The following is a 17136-nucleotide window of genomic DNA, read 5'->3' as shown; positions in this document are numbered from 1 at the left end:
ATGAGCAAAAAAATATTACATATCACCAATGGAGGTCGAGTAACTTCTAGGTTAAATGAATTAAAAATAGAGGGTGAACGTTTTACATTACAAGAAATGTTTTGCGAAGGGCCAACTGTAGAGCAAATAAGAAATCAAGAATTTATAGATCTAAGATCTAAATTTTTTAACGATTTTTACGATATTGATTTAGACTTAAAGAAGGTTAATACTGAAATAAAAAAGCTTAATGATGCCAATGACAAGTATTCCCATATTGTTTTATGGTTTGGGTACGATCTATTTTGCCATATTAACATGATAACTGCAATTAATCTTTTACATCAAGAAAAAATTAAACTCCCCATATATTTAGTTTGTAGCGGACGTATTAAAGGCAGTAAAAATCTACAAAACTTAGCAGAGATAAGTAAAGAACAGTTTTTAAGTCATTATGAAAACAAAGTGCTTTTAAAACCTGAGGACATCGATTTTGTTACTAGCGTTTGGGGAATTTATTGTGGTAAAGATCATAATTTATTAAAACCTTATATAGTAAAACCCTCTAATTTCGCCTATTTAAGTAATTGTTTAAAAGCGCATTTAGAGCGCTTTCCTGATTCCGTAGATGGCCTTAATATTTTAGAGCGCAATATATTATTAATTGTAAATAATAACACCATAAAATCCAAACATCATTTATTAGGTTATGCCTTAAACTATCAAGGATATTATGGATATGCAGAACTTCAACTAACCAGGATTATAGAAAAATTAAATATTTTCTTTACGGAAGAAGAAAATAGTCTTACATTAAATACAAAAGGTCATGAAGCGCTTTTGGGCAAACATAATTTTTCTGCCGAACTAAATAATCAAATGATTTATGGTGGTATTAAAAAGCATGATTTTGAGTTTGATAAAAAATTAAACAAACTAATAAAAACCGTATAGATGCCAATTAAAGAATCTGAACTTATATTAAATCCTGATGGTAGCGTTTATCATCTAAATCTGAAACCAGAAAACATAGCAAGAACTATTATACTTGTTGGTGATCCCGATCGTGTTTCTAAAATAACACAACACTTCGATTCTATAGAATTTACAACGCATAAGCGTGAGTTTAAAACCCAAACAGGTCTTTATAAAGGCAAACGTTTATCAGTAATTTCAACAGGAATTGGTCCTGATAATATAGATATTGTTCTAAATGAATTGGATGCTCTTGTAAACATAAATCTTGAAACCAGAGAAGTTAATAAAGAACTAGTAAGTCTTGATATTATAAGGGTTGGTACTTCTGGATCTTTACAAAGCGATATTCCTGTAGATTCAATTGTGTTGAGTTCTCATGGTTTGGATATTAATGGCACGCTGCATTCATATAAAACAGAAAGTATTTCGCATCCGGAAATTGAAGATGCTTTTATTGAGCAAAGTGATTGGAGTAAGAATAAAGCAAGACCAATTATTGTAGAAAATAGTAATAGTTTAGCAGAGAAATTTCAAGATGCAAATCAAAAAGTTTTTAAAGGCATAACAGTTACGGCAAACGGTTTTTATGGTCCACAGGGTCGCGTACTTCGTTTAGAGCTTCAAGACTCAGGCTTAAACAAAAAAATAGATTCTTTCAAATTTAAAGATTACCGTTTTACAAATCTAGAAATGGAAACATCGGCTATATATGGTTTATCTAAACTATTAGGCCATCGTGCGGTTTCACTAAACGCCATTATTGCCAATCGTGCAAATGGTACTTTCAGTAAAGATCCTAAACAAGTAATTAACAATTTAATTCAATTTTCACTTAATAAGATTGTTGAATAGTAATTCATAAACATGAAAAAAGTAAATATAGGCGGTGTGCCAGAGCATTTTAATTTAGCCTGGTATTTAACCCTTAAAAATGGTGAATACAAAGACGAAAACATCAATTTGCGTTGGCATGATTATTATGGAGGTACTGGAGCCATGTGTAAGGCTTTAAGAGATGGTGATATCGATATTGCCGTTATACTTACCGAAGGTATTGTAAAAGATATTATTGCGGGAAACCCAAGTAAAATTGTACAAACATTTGTACAAACACCTTTAAATTGGGGCGTTCATGTAGCTCAAAATTCAACATATAAAACGGTAGAAGATTTAAAAGGAACAAAAGCTGCTATTAGTCGTTATGGTTCTGGATCTCATTTAATGGCATATATAAATGCCCAAAATAATAATTGGGATTTAGAAAAAGATCTTGATTTTGAAGTTATAAAAAATCTTGATGGCGCTGTAGAAGGTTTAACTAAAGGAAAAGGTGATTATTTTTTATGGGAAAAATTTACCACAAAGCCATTGGTTGATAGTGGTGTTTTTAGACGTATAGATAATTGTCCGTCGCCATGGCCTTGCTTTGTTATTGCAGTTCGCGAAGATTTTATTAAAAACAATGAAGCTGAATTAAAAACAATACTTAAAATAATTAACAATACTACCGAAGAATTTAAAGAGATTCCTAGTATTGATAAAACCATTGCAAATCGTTATGAACAGCAATTAGAAGATGTTCAAGAATGGTTAAGTATTACCGAATGGTCTCAAGAACTAATAGATAAAGAAACACTAAACCATGTGCAAAAAGAATTGTTTGCATTAAATATTATTCCAGAAATTGTAACGTATGAAACGTTAACTCATAAATTATAAAATCTTAAAAGAAAAATGAATAAAGGAACTTACCTCCTACTTGCTTTAGCGATAACGGCGTGTAATAAAAACACTAACCGAGATTACGCCATTATTACCGGTGAAATTTCTAATAATACAGCAAGCGCGCTTACCATAGTTTCTGGTGATAGTTTTAATTCTAAGCATAGCATAAACATTTCTAGCGACGGGCATTTTATTGATACGTTAACTACTGATAATGCAAATTACTCGCTATATATTGATAGACAACCTTTACAATTAAATGTAAAACCAGGTGATAGCATAAATATTAATTACGATGCAAAAGATATTTTTAATACCGTTAAAATTTCTGGAAAAGGTTCGGAAATAAGTAATTATTTGTTCGGTAAAAAACAGATATTCGCAAAACATTTAGGTAGCCCGAATGAAACGTTTTCAAAAAATGAAGCTGATTACAAAGCTCTATTGCAGAGAATAATAAAAGATCAAGAACTCGAATTAGTAAATACAGAAGGAATTCCTGCTGATTATGTTTCTAATGAAAAACGCAATATTAATTACGACTATTACAATTGGCTTTTACGTTACGAGCGTGCACATATTTACTTTACAAAAGAACAAGATTTTAAGGTTTCGGAAGATTTTCTAAATGAAATGAATGATCTAGATTATAATAATGAAAATGATTTTAACTTTTCTAATAGTTATAAAGACATTGTTGCATTACATTACACTGATAAATCTGAAAAAAAGGCAAAACAAGATGTTATTGCAAACGATGTTGCTTTTATAGAGACCGTAAGCGCTATAGAAAATGAAACTATAAAGAATAAACTTTTATTCGATTTCACTAATAAATTTTTAGAATCAAGTTCGAATGCAAAAATACTCTACACATTGTATTCTGAAAATTCTACAAATGAAGAAAACAACGAAATAATAGATAAAAAATACAAAAGGATAGCCGGCTTAGTTGCGGGAAATGCTTCTCCAAAATTTATCGATTATAAAAATCACGAAGGAGGAACAACCTCTTTAGATGATCTAAAAGGTAAATTTGTTTATATCGATGTTTGGGCAACATGGTGTGGCCCTTGTGTTAAAGAAATTCCTTCTTTGAAAAAAGTTGAAGAGCAATATCACGGTAAAAACATAGAATTTGTAAGTATTTCAATTGATAAAGCATCAGACTTTAACAAATGGAAAAAAACAGTAACAGATAAAGACTTAAAAGGTGTACAATTATTTGCGGATAATAATTGGGATTCAAATTTTGTTAAGGATTATCAAATTAAAGGTATTCCAAGGTTTATATTAATTGATCCAGAAGGAAACATTGTAGAAACAAACGCTCCTAGACCTTCGGATTCTAGGTTGATTACCTTGTTTAATTCATTGAATATTTAAAAATTTGCTATAGGTATACCTATTTTCAAAAAAAACATAAATAATGCCCATTATAACAATTGTTGTAATGGGCACTATTTTTTATACTATTGAAATTAATTTAAGGTTTTGGTTGCTCTGCTTCAACTTGTTCAGGTTGCTCAGGCTGCGTAAATAGATCTATAAACGCTTCGCCTAAATAATCTATAACGTGGCTAGCAATTAAACTCTGATAGCCATAGTTTTCAACAGCAATATCGGCAGATTTTCCATGTAAATAAACACCAAAAATTGATGCAACTACAGGATGGTAACTTTGAGCGATTAATCCAGTAATAATACCCGTTAAAACATCGCCACTTCCTGCGGTAGATAATCCAGGGTTCCCTGTAGTATTCACATACAGTGTATCATCGAATACCGTTATAGTATTTGCTCCTTTTATTACAACAATTACCTTGTATAAATTAGAAAATGCTTTTACCTTTTCTAACTTATCAAAATCATTTTCCCATGGTCCAATTAATCGTTTTAACTCTTTTGGATGTGGCGTTAAAATACTTTCTGGAGGTAATAATTTTAGTAAACTTTTCCTTTTAGCCAAAATATTAATCGCATCGGCATCTACAACTAAAGGCGTTTTATTTGCTTTCAAAAAGACTTTAAATGCTTTTTTCGTCTTAGAATCGGTACCAATACCAATTCCTATACCAATAACTGTAGGTTTAATGGTAAAGTTAATGTTGGTTATGTTTTCATCATCAACATCGGTTAAAACCATCGCTTCTGGCAATGCGGTCTGCAAAATGGTATATCCACATTTAGGAATATAAGCAGTAACTAATCCTGACCCTGCTGAAAGTGCTGAACGACTCGCTAAAGTTACCGCTCCTATTTTGCCGTAACTTCCACCAATAATTAATGCATGTCCAAATTGACCTTTATGTGAATATTTATCTCGCGGAATGTAATTAGGTAATATTTCATTTTTACCAATTAACTGAACATCGGTTTGTGTTGCAGATAAAAACTCTGGATCTAAACCAATATCTAAAACTTCCCATTGTACTGTAAACTTAGCTGTTTCCGGTAAAAAGAACACCAATTTAGGCGAAGCAAAACTAAGGGTATAACCTGCATAAACAACAGCATCTTCATCTGTGATGGCTTTATCTGTGTATAATCCAGAAGGAATATCGACAGATAATGTAAATGCTTTCGAAGCTCTAAAGTGAATAAATAAATTCTTAACCCATTCATCAACAGGCCTGTTTAATCCTATTCCAAAAACACAATCAACAATAATGTCTTCTGCCTTTATTTCAGGAAAATCTTCAGTGCAACTTAAGAGTGTAGGCCAATTTTTGGTAACATTTTTAACGCGATCGTAATTAATTAAAAAATCTTTAGATCGTTTATCACTACAATTCACTACAAAGGTATTTACATTATAACCAGCAAGTATCAAATGTCTTGCCAATACTAATCCATCGCCACCATTGTTTCCTATACCGCAAAAAACATGTATTGGTACTTGTGCACCTTGCATGCGTAAATCGATCCAATTAAAAATCTGACTTCCCGCTCGTTCCATTAAATCTGTTGACGAGATTTCTTGTTTTTCCGCAGTAATTTTATCGCCTTCGTAAATTTGTTCTTTTGAAAATATTTTCATTAATCTTTTTATTATTGAATTTTCAATTCTTATTAAAGTTTGTCGTTTTTTTTCTATGAAAACTCAATCTATATAAGAATTCTATAAAAAATTTATTTTAGTTTTTTTATAAGGCTAAAAGTAATACTTTTGAAGTGTATTATATAACAATAATGAATCATTTCAACCAAAATACAAACGCTACTATTTCTTTTTCTACAAAAGGAACGGCTATTATTTTGGCTACAACTACAAACATTACAACCCTTTGGGGTTACTAATTATATATTCTTCGGACAATATTTGCGATTTTAAAAATCGCATAATCACAATATTTTTTTTTAATTTTTCAATTCATTAAAACATGAAAGTTTTAAAATTTGGAGGAACTTCTGTAGGTTCTTCAAAAAACATAAATAAAGTTATCGATATTTTAGAAAATTATGGCAAAACAGATGCTGTAGTTTGTGTAGTTTCTGCTGTTGGTGGTATTACAGATAAATTACTATTAACTGGTAAACAAGCTCAAAACAAAGATATTCGCTATAAAGACACGCTAAATTTGATAAAGGATATTCATTTCAATATTATAAATGAATTGAATTTAGGCAATGGTGAAAAAATTACGCAAGTGGTTGATAATGAATTTCAAGAATTAGAAGATTTACTTAGCGGTATTTACTTAATAAATGAATTATCTCCAAAAACATCGGATAAATTAGTAAGTTTTGGTGAAAAACTATCTTCTTTTATTATTGCTGAAACGATGAAAAATCGTGGGTTATCGGCGGATAGAAAAAATTCTCAAGAGCTTGTTGTTACTAACTCTAACTTCACAAAAGCAGAAGTTGATTTTAAAGTAACCAATGCTAATATTCAAGACTACTTTAAATCGGCATCTCAAAATATTACAATTTTACCTGGTTTTGTTTCAAAATCTAAACTAGGAGAACAAACTACACTTGGTCGTGGAGGATCAGATTTTACAGCTGCTATTGTTGCTGCAGCATTAAAAGTAGATCAATTAGAAATTTGGACAGATGTTAGTGGCATGTATACTACCAACCCAAGAATGGTAAAACAAGCCTACCCTATTTCTAAAATATCCTATCAAGAGGCGATGGAATTATCGCATTTTGGAGCCAAAGTATTATACCCACCAACGGTACAACCGGTTTTGAGTTTAGGAATTCCTATTCATATAAAAAATACTATGGCACCTAATGATGTAGGTACTGTAATTTCTAATGAGAATACTCAAGAAATGACTCCTGTTAAAGGAATTAGCAATATTAGTAATATTGCTTTATTAACTTTACAAGGTAGTGGAATGGTTGGTATCCCAGGTTTTTCTAGACGTTTGTTTGAAACGCTTTCACAGGAAAAAATTAATATCATCATGATTACTCAAGCATCTTCTGAGCATTCTATCTGTTTAGGTATTGATGACAAGGAAGCCGAAGTTGCTCAAATAGCTATTGATACTGCTTTTGAGAATGAAATTGCTTTACAAAAAATTGATCCGATTATAGTTGAAACTGGACTTTCTATTATTGCTCTTGTTGGTGATAACATGAAAAACCACCAAGGTATTAGCGGAAAAATGTTTAGTACTTTAGGAAAGAATAATATTAACATTCGTGCTATTGCTCAAGGAGCTTCGGAAAAAAATATCTCTGCTGTAATTGCAGAAAGTGATGTTAAAAAAGCCTTGAATACATTACACGAACAGTTTTTTGAATCTAAAACAAAACAGCTAAATGTATTTATTACTGGCGTTGGAAATGTTGGTGAGCGCTTAGTTGAGCAAATAAAACAACAAAAAAAATATTTAAAAGATAACCTTAAAATTAATCTTCGTGTTGCTGGATTATCTAATTCTAGAAAAATGATTTTTAATGAAGATGGTATCGATTTAAAAAACTGGAAAGACCAATTAGAAGATGGTGAAAAAGCAACTTTACAAGGTTTCTTTGAAAACACAAAAGCATTAAATTTACGGAATAGTATTTTTGTAGACGTTACGGCTAATGCAGATGTTGCAGACTTATATGCTAAGTACTTACGCCAAAGTATAGGTGTAGTAGCGTGCAATAAAATTGCCTGTTCTAGTGATTTTAAAAACTATAAATTATTAAAAGAATTATCTTTAAAATATAATGCACCGTATTTATTTGAAACCAATGTTGGTGCAGGTTTACCTATAATAGATACACTTAATAATTTAATGGCTTCTGGAGATAAAGTAAATTCTATTCAAGCCGTTTTATCGGGAAGTTTAAACTTTGTTTTTAATAATTTTACAGATAAAACAAAATTTTATGATGTTGTAAAACAAGCTGGAGCTGAAGGATATACTGAGCCAGATCCAAGAATAGACTTAAGTGGCGTAGATGTTGCTAGAAAAATTTTAATTCTTGCCCGAGAGAGTGGTGTTGAAATGAATTTAGAAGATATTAAAAACGCACCTTTCCTATCGGAAGCAGGATTAAAAAGTGATACTGTTGATGATTTCTATCAAACTTTAGTTGAAGACGAAGCGCATTACCAAAGTTTATATGCTTCCGCGAAAGCGAACAACTGTCAGTTAAAATATGTAGCGCAGTTTAATGATGGAAAAGCCAGTGTAGGCTTACAAGAAATTCCAGAAGGGCACCCTTTTTATAATTTAGAAGGCAGCGACAATATTGTGATGTTTTACACACAACGCTACCCAAAACAACCTATGATAATTAAAGGTGCCGGAGCTGGTGCCGATGTTACAGCATCTGGTTTATTTGCCGATATTATTAGAATAGGAAATGATTAAAACTCAAATTAATTAAATTTAGATTTTCTTGAAGAAGGAAATAAAAAAATTAATAATTGATGAACGAAATAAAAATTTTTTCACCGGCAACCGTTGCCAATGTATCGTGCGGATTCGACGTTTTAGGGTTTTGCTTAGATAGTGTTGGCGACGATATGGTGATTAGAAAAACCGATAAAAAAGGAATTTATATTACCAAAATTATAGGTTTCGATTTGCCATATGAATCTGAATTAAATGTGGCAGGTGTTTCGGCATTAGCGATGTATAATGCTATTGATGTAGATTTTGGTTTTGAAATTGAAATCTATAAAAATATAAAACCAGGCAGTGGTATTGGAAGTAGTGCAGCAAGCGCCGTTGGTAGTGTTTTTGGAATGAATGAACTTTTAGGGCGTCCGTTTAATAAAACACAACTGACTGAATTCGCCATAAAAGGTGAAGCCATTGCTAGCAAATGTGAACATGCAGATAACCTAGCTCCTGCTCTTTTTGGTGGATTTACTTTAGTTAAAAGTATAAATCCCGTTCGTATTTTAGAAATCCCATCGCCAACAGATTTATACGCTACTATTATTCATCCACAGATAGAAATAAAAACATCTGAATCTCGTGCTGTACTTCCAAAAGAAGTTGCACTTGCAGATGCCATTACACAATGGGCTAATGTGGGTAGTTTGGTTCACGCATTGCATACTAGTGATTACGATTTAATTCAAAATTCACTGCAAGATGTAATTGTAGAACCCCATAGAAGTAAATTAATCCCACATTACAATGAAGTAAAAAAAGCATCATTAGAAGCGGGATCTTTAGGTTGTGGTATTTCGGGTTCTGGACCTTCAATTTTCTCATTAAGTAAAGGGGTAGAAACGGCTAACAAAGTAAAAGAAGCCATTAATAAAGTATATGCAGAAACAGGAATTGAATTTGATATTCATGTTTCTAAAATTAATACAGAAGGCGTTAAAATAGTTTAGATTTTGATTTAGGTCGGCATTTCGACATTATAAGAAATCATATATAACAATTACGAATTAATAATAAATAGTTTCCTGTATTTACAGGTTTTCATACATCATGAACTACTACTCATTAAACAAACAAGCACCAAACACCTCTTTTAAAGATGCTGTTATAAAAGGATTGGCACCAGATAAAGGTTTATACTTTCCAGAAAGCATTACACCTTTACCAAAATCGTTTTTCGATAATATTGATAGTTTATCGCATACCGAAATTGCTTTTGAAGCTATAAAACAATTTGTTTCACCAGAAATTCCAGAAGCTGTTTTAAAAACGATCGTTGAAGAAACTTTGTCTTTCGATTTTCCTGTAGTGCAAATTAATGAGCATATTTCTACCTTGGAATTGTTTCATGGACCAACTATGGCATTTAAAGATGTTGGTGCACGCTTTATGGCGCGTTGTTTAGGCTATTTTAACCAAAACAACACAAATGAAGTAACTGTATTAGTAGCAACTTCTGGAGATACCGGAGGAGCTGTTGCTAATGGTTTTTTAGGTGTTAAGGGTGTAAATGTAGTTATTCTTTATCCTAGTGGTAAAGTGAGTGACATTCAAGAAATGCAACTTACTACACTTGGACATAACATAAAAGCACTAGAAGTAAACGGTACTTTTGATGATTGCCAAGCCATGGTAAAAACTGCTTTTTTAGATGAAACACTAACGAGTAAAATGCAATTAACATCTGCTAATTCTATTAATGTAGCTCGTTGGTTGCCACAGTTATTTTACTTCATCTTTGCTTATAAACAACTTCATAACAAACATGAAAACATTGTGTTTTCCGTTCCAAGTGGAAATTTTGGAAACGTTTGTGCTGGAATGATGGCTCAGCAATTAGGTTTACCTATTAAGCATTTCATAGCTTCTAATAACGAAAATAATGTGGTAACACGTTATTTAGATTCTAAAAAATACGAGCCAAAACCATCTGTGCAAACTATTAGTAATGCTATGGATGTTGGAGCGCCTAGTAACTTTATAAGAATTCAAGAAATTTATAAAAACAACTTTGAAGGCTTAAAAGAAAACTTATCATCTTACAGTTTTTCTGATAAAGAAACACGTGAAGCGATGCTAGAAATCTTTAACGATTGTAAGTATGTCGCAGATCCACATGGTGCTGTTGGATATTTAGGTTCTAAAGCTTATTTAAAAGAAAATCCTAATGCGCATTGTGTGTTTTTAGAAACGGCTCATCCAACTAAATTTCTAGATGTGGTGGAAGAAGTTATTAAAGAAAAACAACCTTTGCCTGAGCAAATACAAGCTGTTATGGGTGGAGAAAAAGTAGCAGTAAAAATTTCAACTTATAACGATTTGAAAAGCTTCTTACTTAAGTAATTCATTACAAATTTAATATAAAGACTGCGGTTTTATAAGCTTATTAATTTCAAGCTATAAAATCGCTTTTTTTACTTCAAACAGAAGTAGCGATATTTACTCTTTATTAAAAAATAAAATAGTTACCAATATAATTCTAAGCTATCACTTCTGGAGTATATTGTTTCAAAATAGAAAAAAGTTCTTGCTTATTAAAAGGTTTCGAGAGTATATCATCAAACCCTAAATTATCCAATTTATCAATAATTTCAGTACTAGGTATATTTGCAGTAAATGCAATAACTATAACGTCTGGTCTTGCTATTTTAATATGCTCAATGGCTTTAAAACCATTCATTTTAGGCATTTCTAAATCTAAAAGCACTAAATCAATATCATTATGAGCTTTTATTTGATCTATAGCCTCTAGTCCATTTGTACCTTCATAAACTTTATTAACATGTTTTTCCAATAGCTTTTTAGCATACATCATGCTTACCATATTATCTTCTACCAACAATATATTAGAGTTCAATGAAAAATTATCATTGAAAGTTTCTTTATTTTTAAATTTATTTGGTATTGATGCAACACGTTTTAATTTTAAAGGAAACTGAAAACGAGTCCCTTCATTCAATCTGCTTTCTATTTTTATTTCAGAATCCATTGCCGCTATTATCGATTGAGAAATAGCTAAACCCAACCCTGTCCCACCATAAACTGGATTATTTTCATTTTGAATTTGGTGGAAACTATCAAATACTTTCTTTAAATTTTTAGGAGCAATCCCTATTCCAGTGTCATGAACATTAAATAAAACTACCGCACGCTCTTTATCTAGGTCAATTACTTCTGCAGAAAAGGTAATTCTTCCTTGCTCTGTAAATTTTATAGCATTAGATATTAAATTATATATAACTTGAGCAAAACGCTTTTCATCGATATTAACTACTACACCTTTCAATTTAGAATCAATAAAAGAGCTAAGTTCTAAATTCTTCTCTTCTGCCTTACCAATAAAGGGAATTGTAATTTTAGTTAAAAAATCGTAAAGTACTTTTGGCTCGTTAAACAATTCAAAACGGCCCGATTCAATTTTATGAATATCTAACATGTCATTTACTAATAGCAACATATTATTATTGCAATAATCTAATATTTCAAAATACTTTTTGTTTGGTACTTCATCTATCTCCCTACCAAGAATTAATTGTGTGACCCCATTAATACTGTTAATTTGTGTACGTAATTCATGTCCTAGATTAGACAAAACTTTTGTCCTTCTATCCTTTTCAGTTTCAGCAAATTCTTTATCGCTATATATTTTTTTTATAAAATATTTACTACGACTAAGTGCTTGTAATGAAAATACCATAATGAGCACAAAATTTACCAATGAATTTAAAATGAATCTATAATGTATATCTTCTTTAGTTAATTCTTTATAATACTCAGAATACATAGGAGAGATTAAAAAAGACGTAATTAAAAATATAATAACTATAAAATAAAGAATATTAGTGTGTTTCTGAAAATAGATTTCTCTACGAATAACATATGGCAAAGAAAAAATTAAAGCCAATTGAAACCAATAATAACCAGACATTAAACCTTCTAAATATGATAATCCTAAAGTTGCTATTCCTAAAAGAATATAAACAATATAAGGCCCCACTAAATAATTACGTTTAACAATAAAAAGGTAAACACTTACAGCAAAACCAACAAAAGGAAATAAAGTAAGAATTCCAGAAGCCGTAAAACCATTATAAAAACTAATAAATGCATAATATGTGGTAAAAATAAGTGCTGCAAAATAAATACGCATCGCGAGCTTAAAAAAAGTCTTACGTTTTAAATCTGAGAATTTAAGAGTATGTATACTTTGCTCCATGTAGAATTAATTACAGACAAAAGAAGTCTTTTTAACGATTAAAAGCAAGATATGTGTAAGATTTTTGCATTTATTTTGTGTTTTATGCTATCTTTTGTGAGTTTATTCACAAAGAACAAACTCTATAATATCAATTCAAAAGAAAACGAAAACTTAAAGACTTTAAAAAGTAAATCTATATTTTTTCTATACATTTGTTTTCTCAAAAAATCAGAAATCTCTATTAATTATATAAAATTATCTCAATGAAAAATACGGCTTTAACAGAAACTCACAAGGCTCTTGGAGCAAAAATGGTTCCTTTTGCAGGATATAACATGCCTGTGCAATATGAAGGTGTAAATGCTGAACACGAAACGGTGCGCACTAGCGTTGGTGTTTTTGATGTTTCGCACATGGGAGAATTTTTAATTGAAGGTGAACATGCTCTCGATTTAATTCAAAAAGTATCGAGTAATGATGCTAATAAATTAACCATCGGAAAAGCGCAATACAGCTGTTTACCAAATGATAATGGTGGTATTGTTGACGATTTAATTATCTATAAAATAAAAGAAGAAACCTACCTTTTAGTAGTAAACGCTAGCAATATTGAAAAAGATTGGAATTGGATCCAGTCTAAAAATGATGCTGGAGCAGACATGAAAAATTTAAGCGAAGGCTATTCTTTATTAGCTATTCAAGGCCCAAAAGCTATTGAGGCTATGCAATCTATTACAAGTCACGATTTAGCTGCTATTAAATTTTACAATTTTGTAGTCGGAGATTTTGCAGGTGTAGAAAACGTAATTATATCTGCAACAGGTTACACAGGTAGCGGCGGGTTTGAAATCTATTGCAAAAACAGTGAAGTAAAACAAGTTTGGGATAATGTTTTTAAAGCTGGTGCCAATTTCGGTATAAAACCTATTGGTTTAGCCGCTCGTGACACATTACGTTTAGAAATGGGGTATTGCCTTTACGGAAATGATATTGATGATACTACCTCTCCTATCGAGGCTGGTTTAAGTTGGATTACAAAATTCAATAAAGATTTTACAAATTCTGAGGCTTTAAAGGCTGAAAAAGAACGTGGACCACAAAGAAAACTAATTGCTTTTGAATTGGATGAACGTGGTATTCCTCGTCATGGCTATGATATCGTGGATGGCAACGGAAACAAGATAGGCGTAGTAACTTCAGGAACTATGTCACCAAGTTTAGGAAAAGGTATTGGTTTAGGTTATGTATCAACCATTTTTACCGATGTAAATAGTAAGTTAAATATTCAAATTAGAAAAAAAGCGATACCTGCAACAGTAGTTAAGTTACCGTTTTACAAATAATTTATGCCAGATTTTCAAGCTATTTTAGAAAGCATTCATCAAAATGCCATACAAGCGGCCGATAAAGGAACCGTAGCAACTTATATTCCGGAATTAGCCCATATTAGTAAGGATAATTTCGGAATTCATCTACGCACTTCCGACGGAAAAAGTTACGGTGTTGGTGATTTTAATAAGCATTTTTCAATACAAAGTATTTCTAAAGTTTTAGCACTTTCTAAAGCTATGTCACTAATTGGCGAAAACATATGGAAGCGCATGGATGTAGAGCCTTCTGGTCACCCATTTAATCAATTAGCGTTGTTAGAAATTGAAAATGGTATTCCTCGAAACCCATTTATTAATTCAGGAGCCATCGTAATTGCAGATATTCTACTTTCAAATTTAGAAAACCCGAAACAGGATTTTTTAAATTACGTACGCGATTTAACTAACGATAAAACTATTGAATATAACCAAGCAGTTGCAGATTCCGAAAAGCGAACAGGTTTCAAAAATTACGCGGCGGCAAATCTTCTAAAATCATTTAAAAATTTAGACAATCCAGTAAACGATGTTTTAGATTTCTATTTTCAACAATGTTCACTAGAGATGACGTGTAGCCAACTCACCAAAACATTTTCATTTTTGGCAAACAAAGGCACATGTATGTTAGATAAAGTTCGGCTTACCGAAACTCAGGCAAAACGTATAAATGCCGTAATGCTTACATGTGGTTTTTATGATGAAGCTGGAGAGTTTGCTTTCGAGGTTGGTTTACCAGGTAAATCTGGTGTAGGCGGCGGTATTGTAGCGCTTTTACCAGATAATTTCACCATTGCAACATGGTCGCCAGGACTTAATAAAAAAGGAAATTCCAAATTAGGTATGTTGGCTTTAGAGGCTTTTACGACTAAAACAAAGTTATCCATTTTCTAAGTTAATTTCAACTTACCAAATGACTTAAGATGTTTGATGTATGATAAAGCGAGAAAGTAAACATAGAATTCTAGTTTTAGGAGTAAGTGGTTTTTTAGGAAGCGCCATTTACAGGGAGCTCTTCCCCTATTTTAGAACCTATGGTACCTACAATACATCAAACAAAACTTTAGAAAAAAATCATCAATTTTTTCAATATAACTATGAAGAAGATGATATTTACGAAATTTTAGAGATTGTAAAACCAACCATTATTATTTCGGCACTTCGCGGCGATTTCTCTAAACAAGTTATGATGCATCGGCATATAGCAGAATATCTATTAATAGAAAATTCTAAACTTATATTTTTATCGTCAGCAAACGTTTTTGATGCCTATAGCAAATACCCTAGTTACGAGCAAGACAAAACCTTAAGCAATAGTATTTATGGGCATTTCAAAATTAAAATTGAAAATATGCTATTACGTCTACCCAAAAAGAAAGTAGCTATTATTAGATTACCAATGGTTTTTGGGCCACAATCTCCTCGCATAGACGAAATACTTCAGCTTATAGATCTTAATGAACCTATAGAGGTATTCCCTAATTTAATTATGAACGTTACTTCTTCTAATAAATTAACACAACAAATTCATTACATCATCAATAGAAATAAATCGGGTGTTTTTCATTTAGGAAGCAATGATTTAGTACATCATGACGATTTTGTAAAGGAAATTATTGAAACACTTCAACTAGAAAACAAAGTAATATACAAACAAGTTTTCACGACTAACGACGAGCGCTATCTTGCTGTTTTACCAAAATTCAACAAATTACCAAAACACTTACAATTGGTGAGTCAAGATATTTTATCAGAATTACAAAAATGAGCCCTTTATCAGTAAATAAAACACTAATTTAGTCTCTTAAAATAAGATATAAATGATGCTTAAACTCTCGGAAGACGATATAGAAAAAAGATTACTTCAATACCCAGATTGGGACTATTATGAAAACGCACTTCACGCCGAATTTGAATTCGATAATTTTAAAGATTGCTTTAGTGCCATGAGCCGTATTGCCTTTGAGTGCGAAGCATTAAACCATCATCCAGATTGGAGTAATGTGTATAATGTTCTAAATATCACGCTTTCTACGCACGATTCAGATGGTGTTACTGCAAAAGATTTTAAATTAGCAAAAGCAATAGATAGCATTGTAGTACCTGAAGACGAGGAATAATTTGTATTTCTGCCTAAGGTTTTTAACTTTGTGATATTAAATGAATAAATATGTTTTCGCTTTCGCGGAAATGTAACAATAATAAAGTGGTCTATTTATCTCAAATAACCAGATTAATTGAAGCCACAACAACTAAAAGAATGTAATTATGGGAAGAGCTTTTGAATTTAGAAAAGCAAGAAAAATGAAACGTTGGTCTGCTATGAGCAAAGCCTTTACACGTATTGGTAAAGATATTGTTATGGCTGTAAAAGAAGGTGGTCCCGATCCTGCAAGCAATTCGCGTTTGCGTGCCGTAATACAAAATGCTAAGGCTGTAAATATGCCAAAGGATAATGTAGAGCGTGCTATTAAAAAAGCGAGTGAAAAAGGTCAGGGCGATTATAAAGAAGTCATTTTTGAAGGTTATGCACCGCATGGCATTGCCGTATTAGTAGAAACAGCAACCGATAATAATACCCGAACAGTAGCTAATGTACGTAGCTTTTTTAATAAATGCGATGGTAGTTTAGGCACATCGGGGTCGGTAGTATTCATGTTCGATCATACTTGTAATTTTAGAATTGATGCTGAAGGATTAGACCCTGAAGAATTAGAACTAGAATTTATTGATTTTGGAGCCGAAGAAGTTTTTGCCGACGATGATGGTATTTTAATTTACGCACCCTTTGAAAGTTTTGGAGCTATCCAAGCAGAATTAGAATCTCGTGAAATTGAAATTTTATCTTCAGGATTTGAACGTATTCCACAAGTAACAAAACCGTTATCTGCAGAAGAAGCAGCCGACGTAGAAAAACTTTTAGAAAAACTTGAAGAAGATGATGATGTACAAAACGTATATCACACTATGGAAGAAACTACAGATTAATATCTAAAAGAGAACTTAGCGGTTCTCTTTTTTTTTTATACTT

General features: G+C 31.7%; 14 protein-coding genes. 12 read left to right on the top strand and 2 right to left on the bottom strand.

Annotation, left to right across the window (positions count from 1 at the left end):
• Genes GQR97_RS14470 through GQR97_RS14455 form a run of 4 tightly spaced genes read left to right on the top strand, consistent with a single transcriptional unit; the run spans position 1 to position 4068 of the window.
• Positions 1 to 933, top strand: a complete 933-nt coding sequence (locus tag GQR97_RS14470) for a DUF1835 domain-containing protein (RefSeq protein ID WP_158849629.1) — start codon at positions 1 to 3, stop codon at positions 931 to 933.
• The gene (locus tag GQR97_RS14465; RefSeq protein WP_158849627.1) at positions 934 to 1809 is read left to right on the top strand and encodes a nucleoside phosphorylase; all 876 of its coding nucleotides are present in this window, start codon (positions 934 to 936) and stop codon (positions 1807 to 1809) included.
• 12 nt (positions 1810 to 1821) lie between these two features.
• Positions 1822 to 2676 (top strand): substrate-binding domain-containing protein, encoded by an 855-nt coding sequence (locus GQR97_RS14460; protein WP_158849625.1) that lies wholly within the window; start codon positions 1822 to 1824, stop codon positions 2674 to 2676.
• A gap of 15 nt (positions 2677 to 2691) precedes the next feature.
• The gene (locus GQR97_RS14455; RefSeq protein WP_158849623.1) at positions 2692 to 4068 is read left to right on the top strand and encodes a TlpA family protein disulfide reductase; all 1377 of its coding nucleotides are present in this window, start codon (positions 2692 to 2694) and stop codon (positions 4066 to 4068) included.
• A 100-nt stretch (positions 4069 to 4168) separates the two neighbouring features.
• Here the strand turns inward: GQR97_RS14455 and GQR97_RS14450 are convergent, their stop codons facing one another.
• Positions 4169 to 5722, bottom strand: coding sequence for an NAD(P)H-hydrate dehydratase (locus GQR97_RS14450; RefSeq protein ID WP_158849621.1), 1554 nt, complete (start codon positions 5720 to 5722; stop codon positions 4169 to 4171).
• Positions 5723 to 6065: 343 nt separating this feature from the next.
• Between GQR97_RS14450 and thrA the strand changes: the two genes are divergently transcribed.
• The 3 genes from thrA to thrC all read left to right on the top strand — a co-directional run bounded on the left by thrA (position 6066) and on the right by thrC (position 10883).
• Positions 6066 to 8510: a bifunctional aspartate kinase/homoserine dehydrogenase I gene (gene thrA, locus GQR97_RS14445; RefSeq protein ID WP_158849619.1), complete on the top strand. Its 2445-nt coding sequence runs from the start codon at positions 6066 to 6068 to the stop codon at positions 8508 to 8510.
• A 59-nt stretch (positions 8511 to 8569) separates the two neighbouring features.
• Entirely contained in the window at positions 8570 to 9490 is a 921-nt protein-coding gene (locus tag GQR97_RS14440) for a homoserine kinase (RefSeq protein ID WP_199269859.1), read from the top strand.
• A 100-nt stretch (positions 9491 to 9590) separates the two neighbouring features.
• Entirely contained in the window at positions 9591 to 10883 is a 1293-nt protein-coding gene (gene thrC / locus GQR97_RS14435) for a threonine synthase (RefSeq protein ID WP_158849615.1), read from the top strand.
• Positions 10884 to 11019: 136 nt separating this feature from the next.
• On the opposite strand, the gene GQR97_RS14430 is transcribed toward thrC, so the two are convergent.
• Positions 11020 to 12756 carry an ATP-binding protein gene (locus GQR97_RS14430; RefSeq protein ID WP_158849613.1) on the bottom strand — a complete coding sequence of 579 codons (1737 nt, stop codon included), beginning with the start codon at positions 12754 to 12756 and terminating at the stop codon, positions 11020 to 11022.
• 245 nt (positions 12757 to 13001) lie between these two features.
• Here GQR97_RS14430 and gcvT point away from each other — a divergent pair, with 245 nt between their 5' ends.
• The 5 genes from gcvT to GQR97_RS14405 all read left to right on the top strand — a co-directional run bounded on the left by gcvT (position 13002) and on the right by GQR97_RS14405 (position 17093).
• Entirely contained in the window at positions 13002 to 14081 is a 1080-nt protein-coding gene (gcvT, locus tag GQR97_RS14425; protein ID WP_158849611.1) for a glycine cleavage system aminomethyltransferase GcvT, read from the top strand.
• 3 nt (positions 14082 to 14084) lie between these two features.
• On the top strand, positions 14085 to 14999 hold the full coding sequence (locus tag GQR97_RS14420) for a glutaminase (RefSeq protein WP_158849609.1): 915 nt from the start codon (positions 14085 to 14087) through the stop codon (positions 14997 to 14999).
• 40 nt (positions 15000 to 15039) lie between these two features.
• A complete protein-coding gene (locus tag GQR97_RS14415) occupies positions 15040 to 15873 on the top strand; it encodes a sugar nucleotide-binding protein (protein ID WP_158849607.1) in 834 nt (277 codons plus the stop codon).
• A gap of 55 nt (positions 15874 to 15928) precedes the next feature.
• A complete protein-coding gene (locus tag GQR97_RS14410; RefSeq protein WP_158851839.1) occupies positions 15929 to 16225 on the top strand; it encodes a 4a-hydroxytetrahydrobiopterin dehydratase in 297 nt (98 codons plus the stop codon).
• 148 nt (positions 16226 to 16373) lie between these two features.
• Positions 16374 to 17093: a YebC/PmpR family DNA-binding transcriptional regulator gene (locus tag GQR97_RS14405; RefSeq protein WP_158849605.1), complete on the top strand. Its 720-nt coding sequence runs from the start codon at positions 16374 to 16376 to the stop codon at positions 17091 to 17093.
• Positions 17094 to 17136: the final 43 nt, after the last annotated feature.

It is taken from the genome of Algibacter sp. L1A34 (assembly GCF_009796805.1).
Taxonomy (GTDB): Bacteria; Bacteroidota; Bacteroidia; order Flavobacteriales; family Flavobacteriaceae; genus Algibacter.
This window is presented reverse-complemented; position numbering and strand designations above follow the sequence as displayed.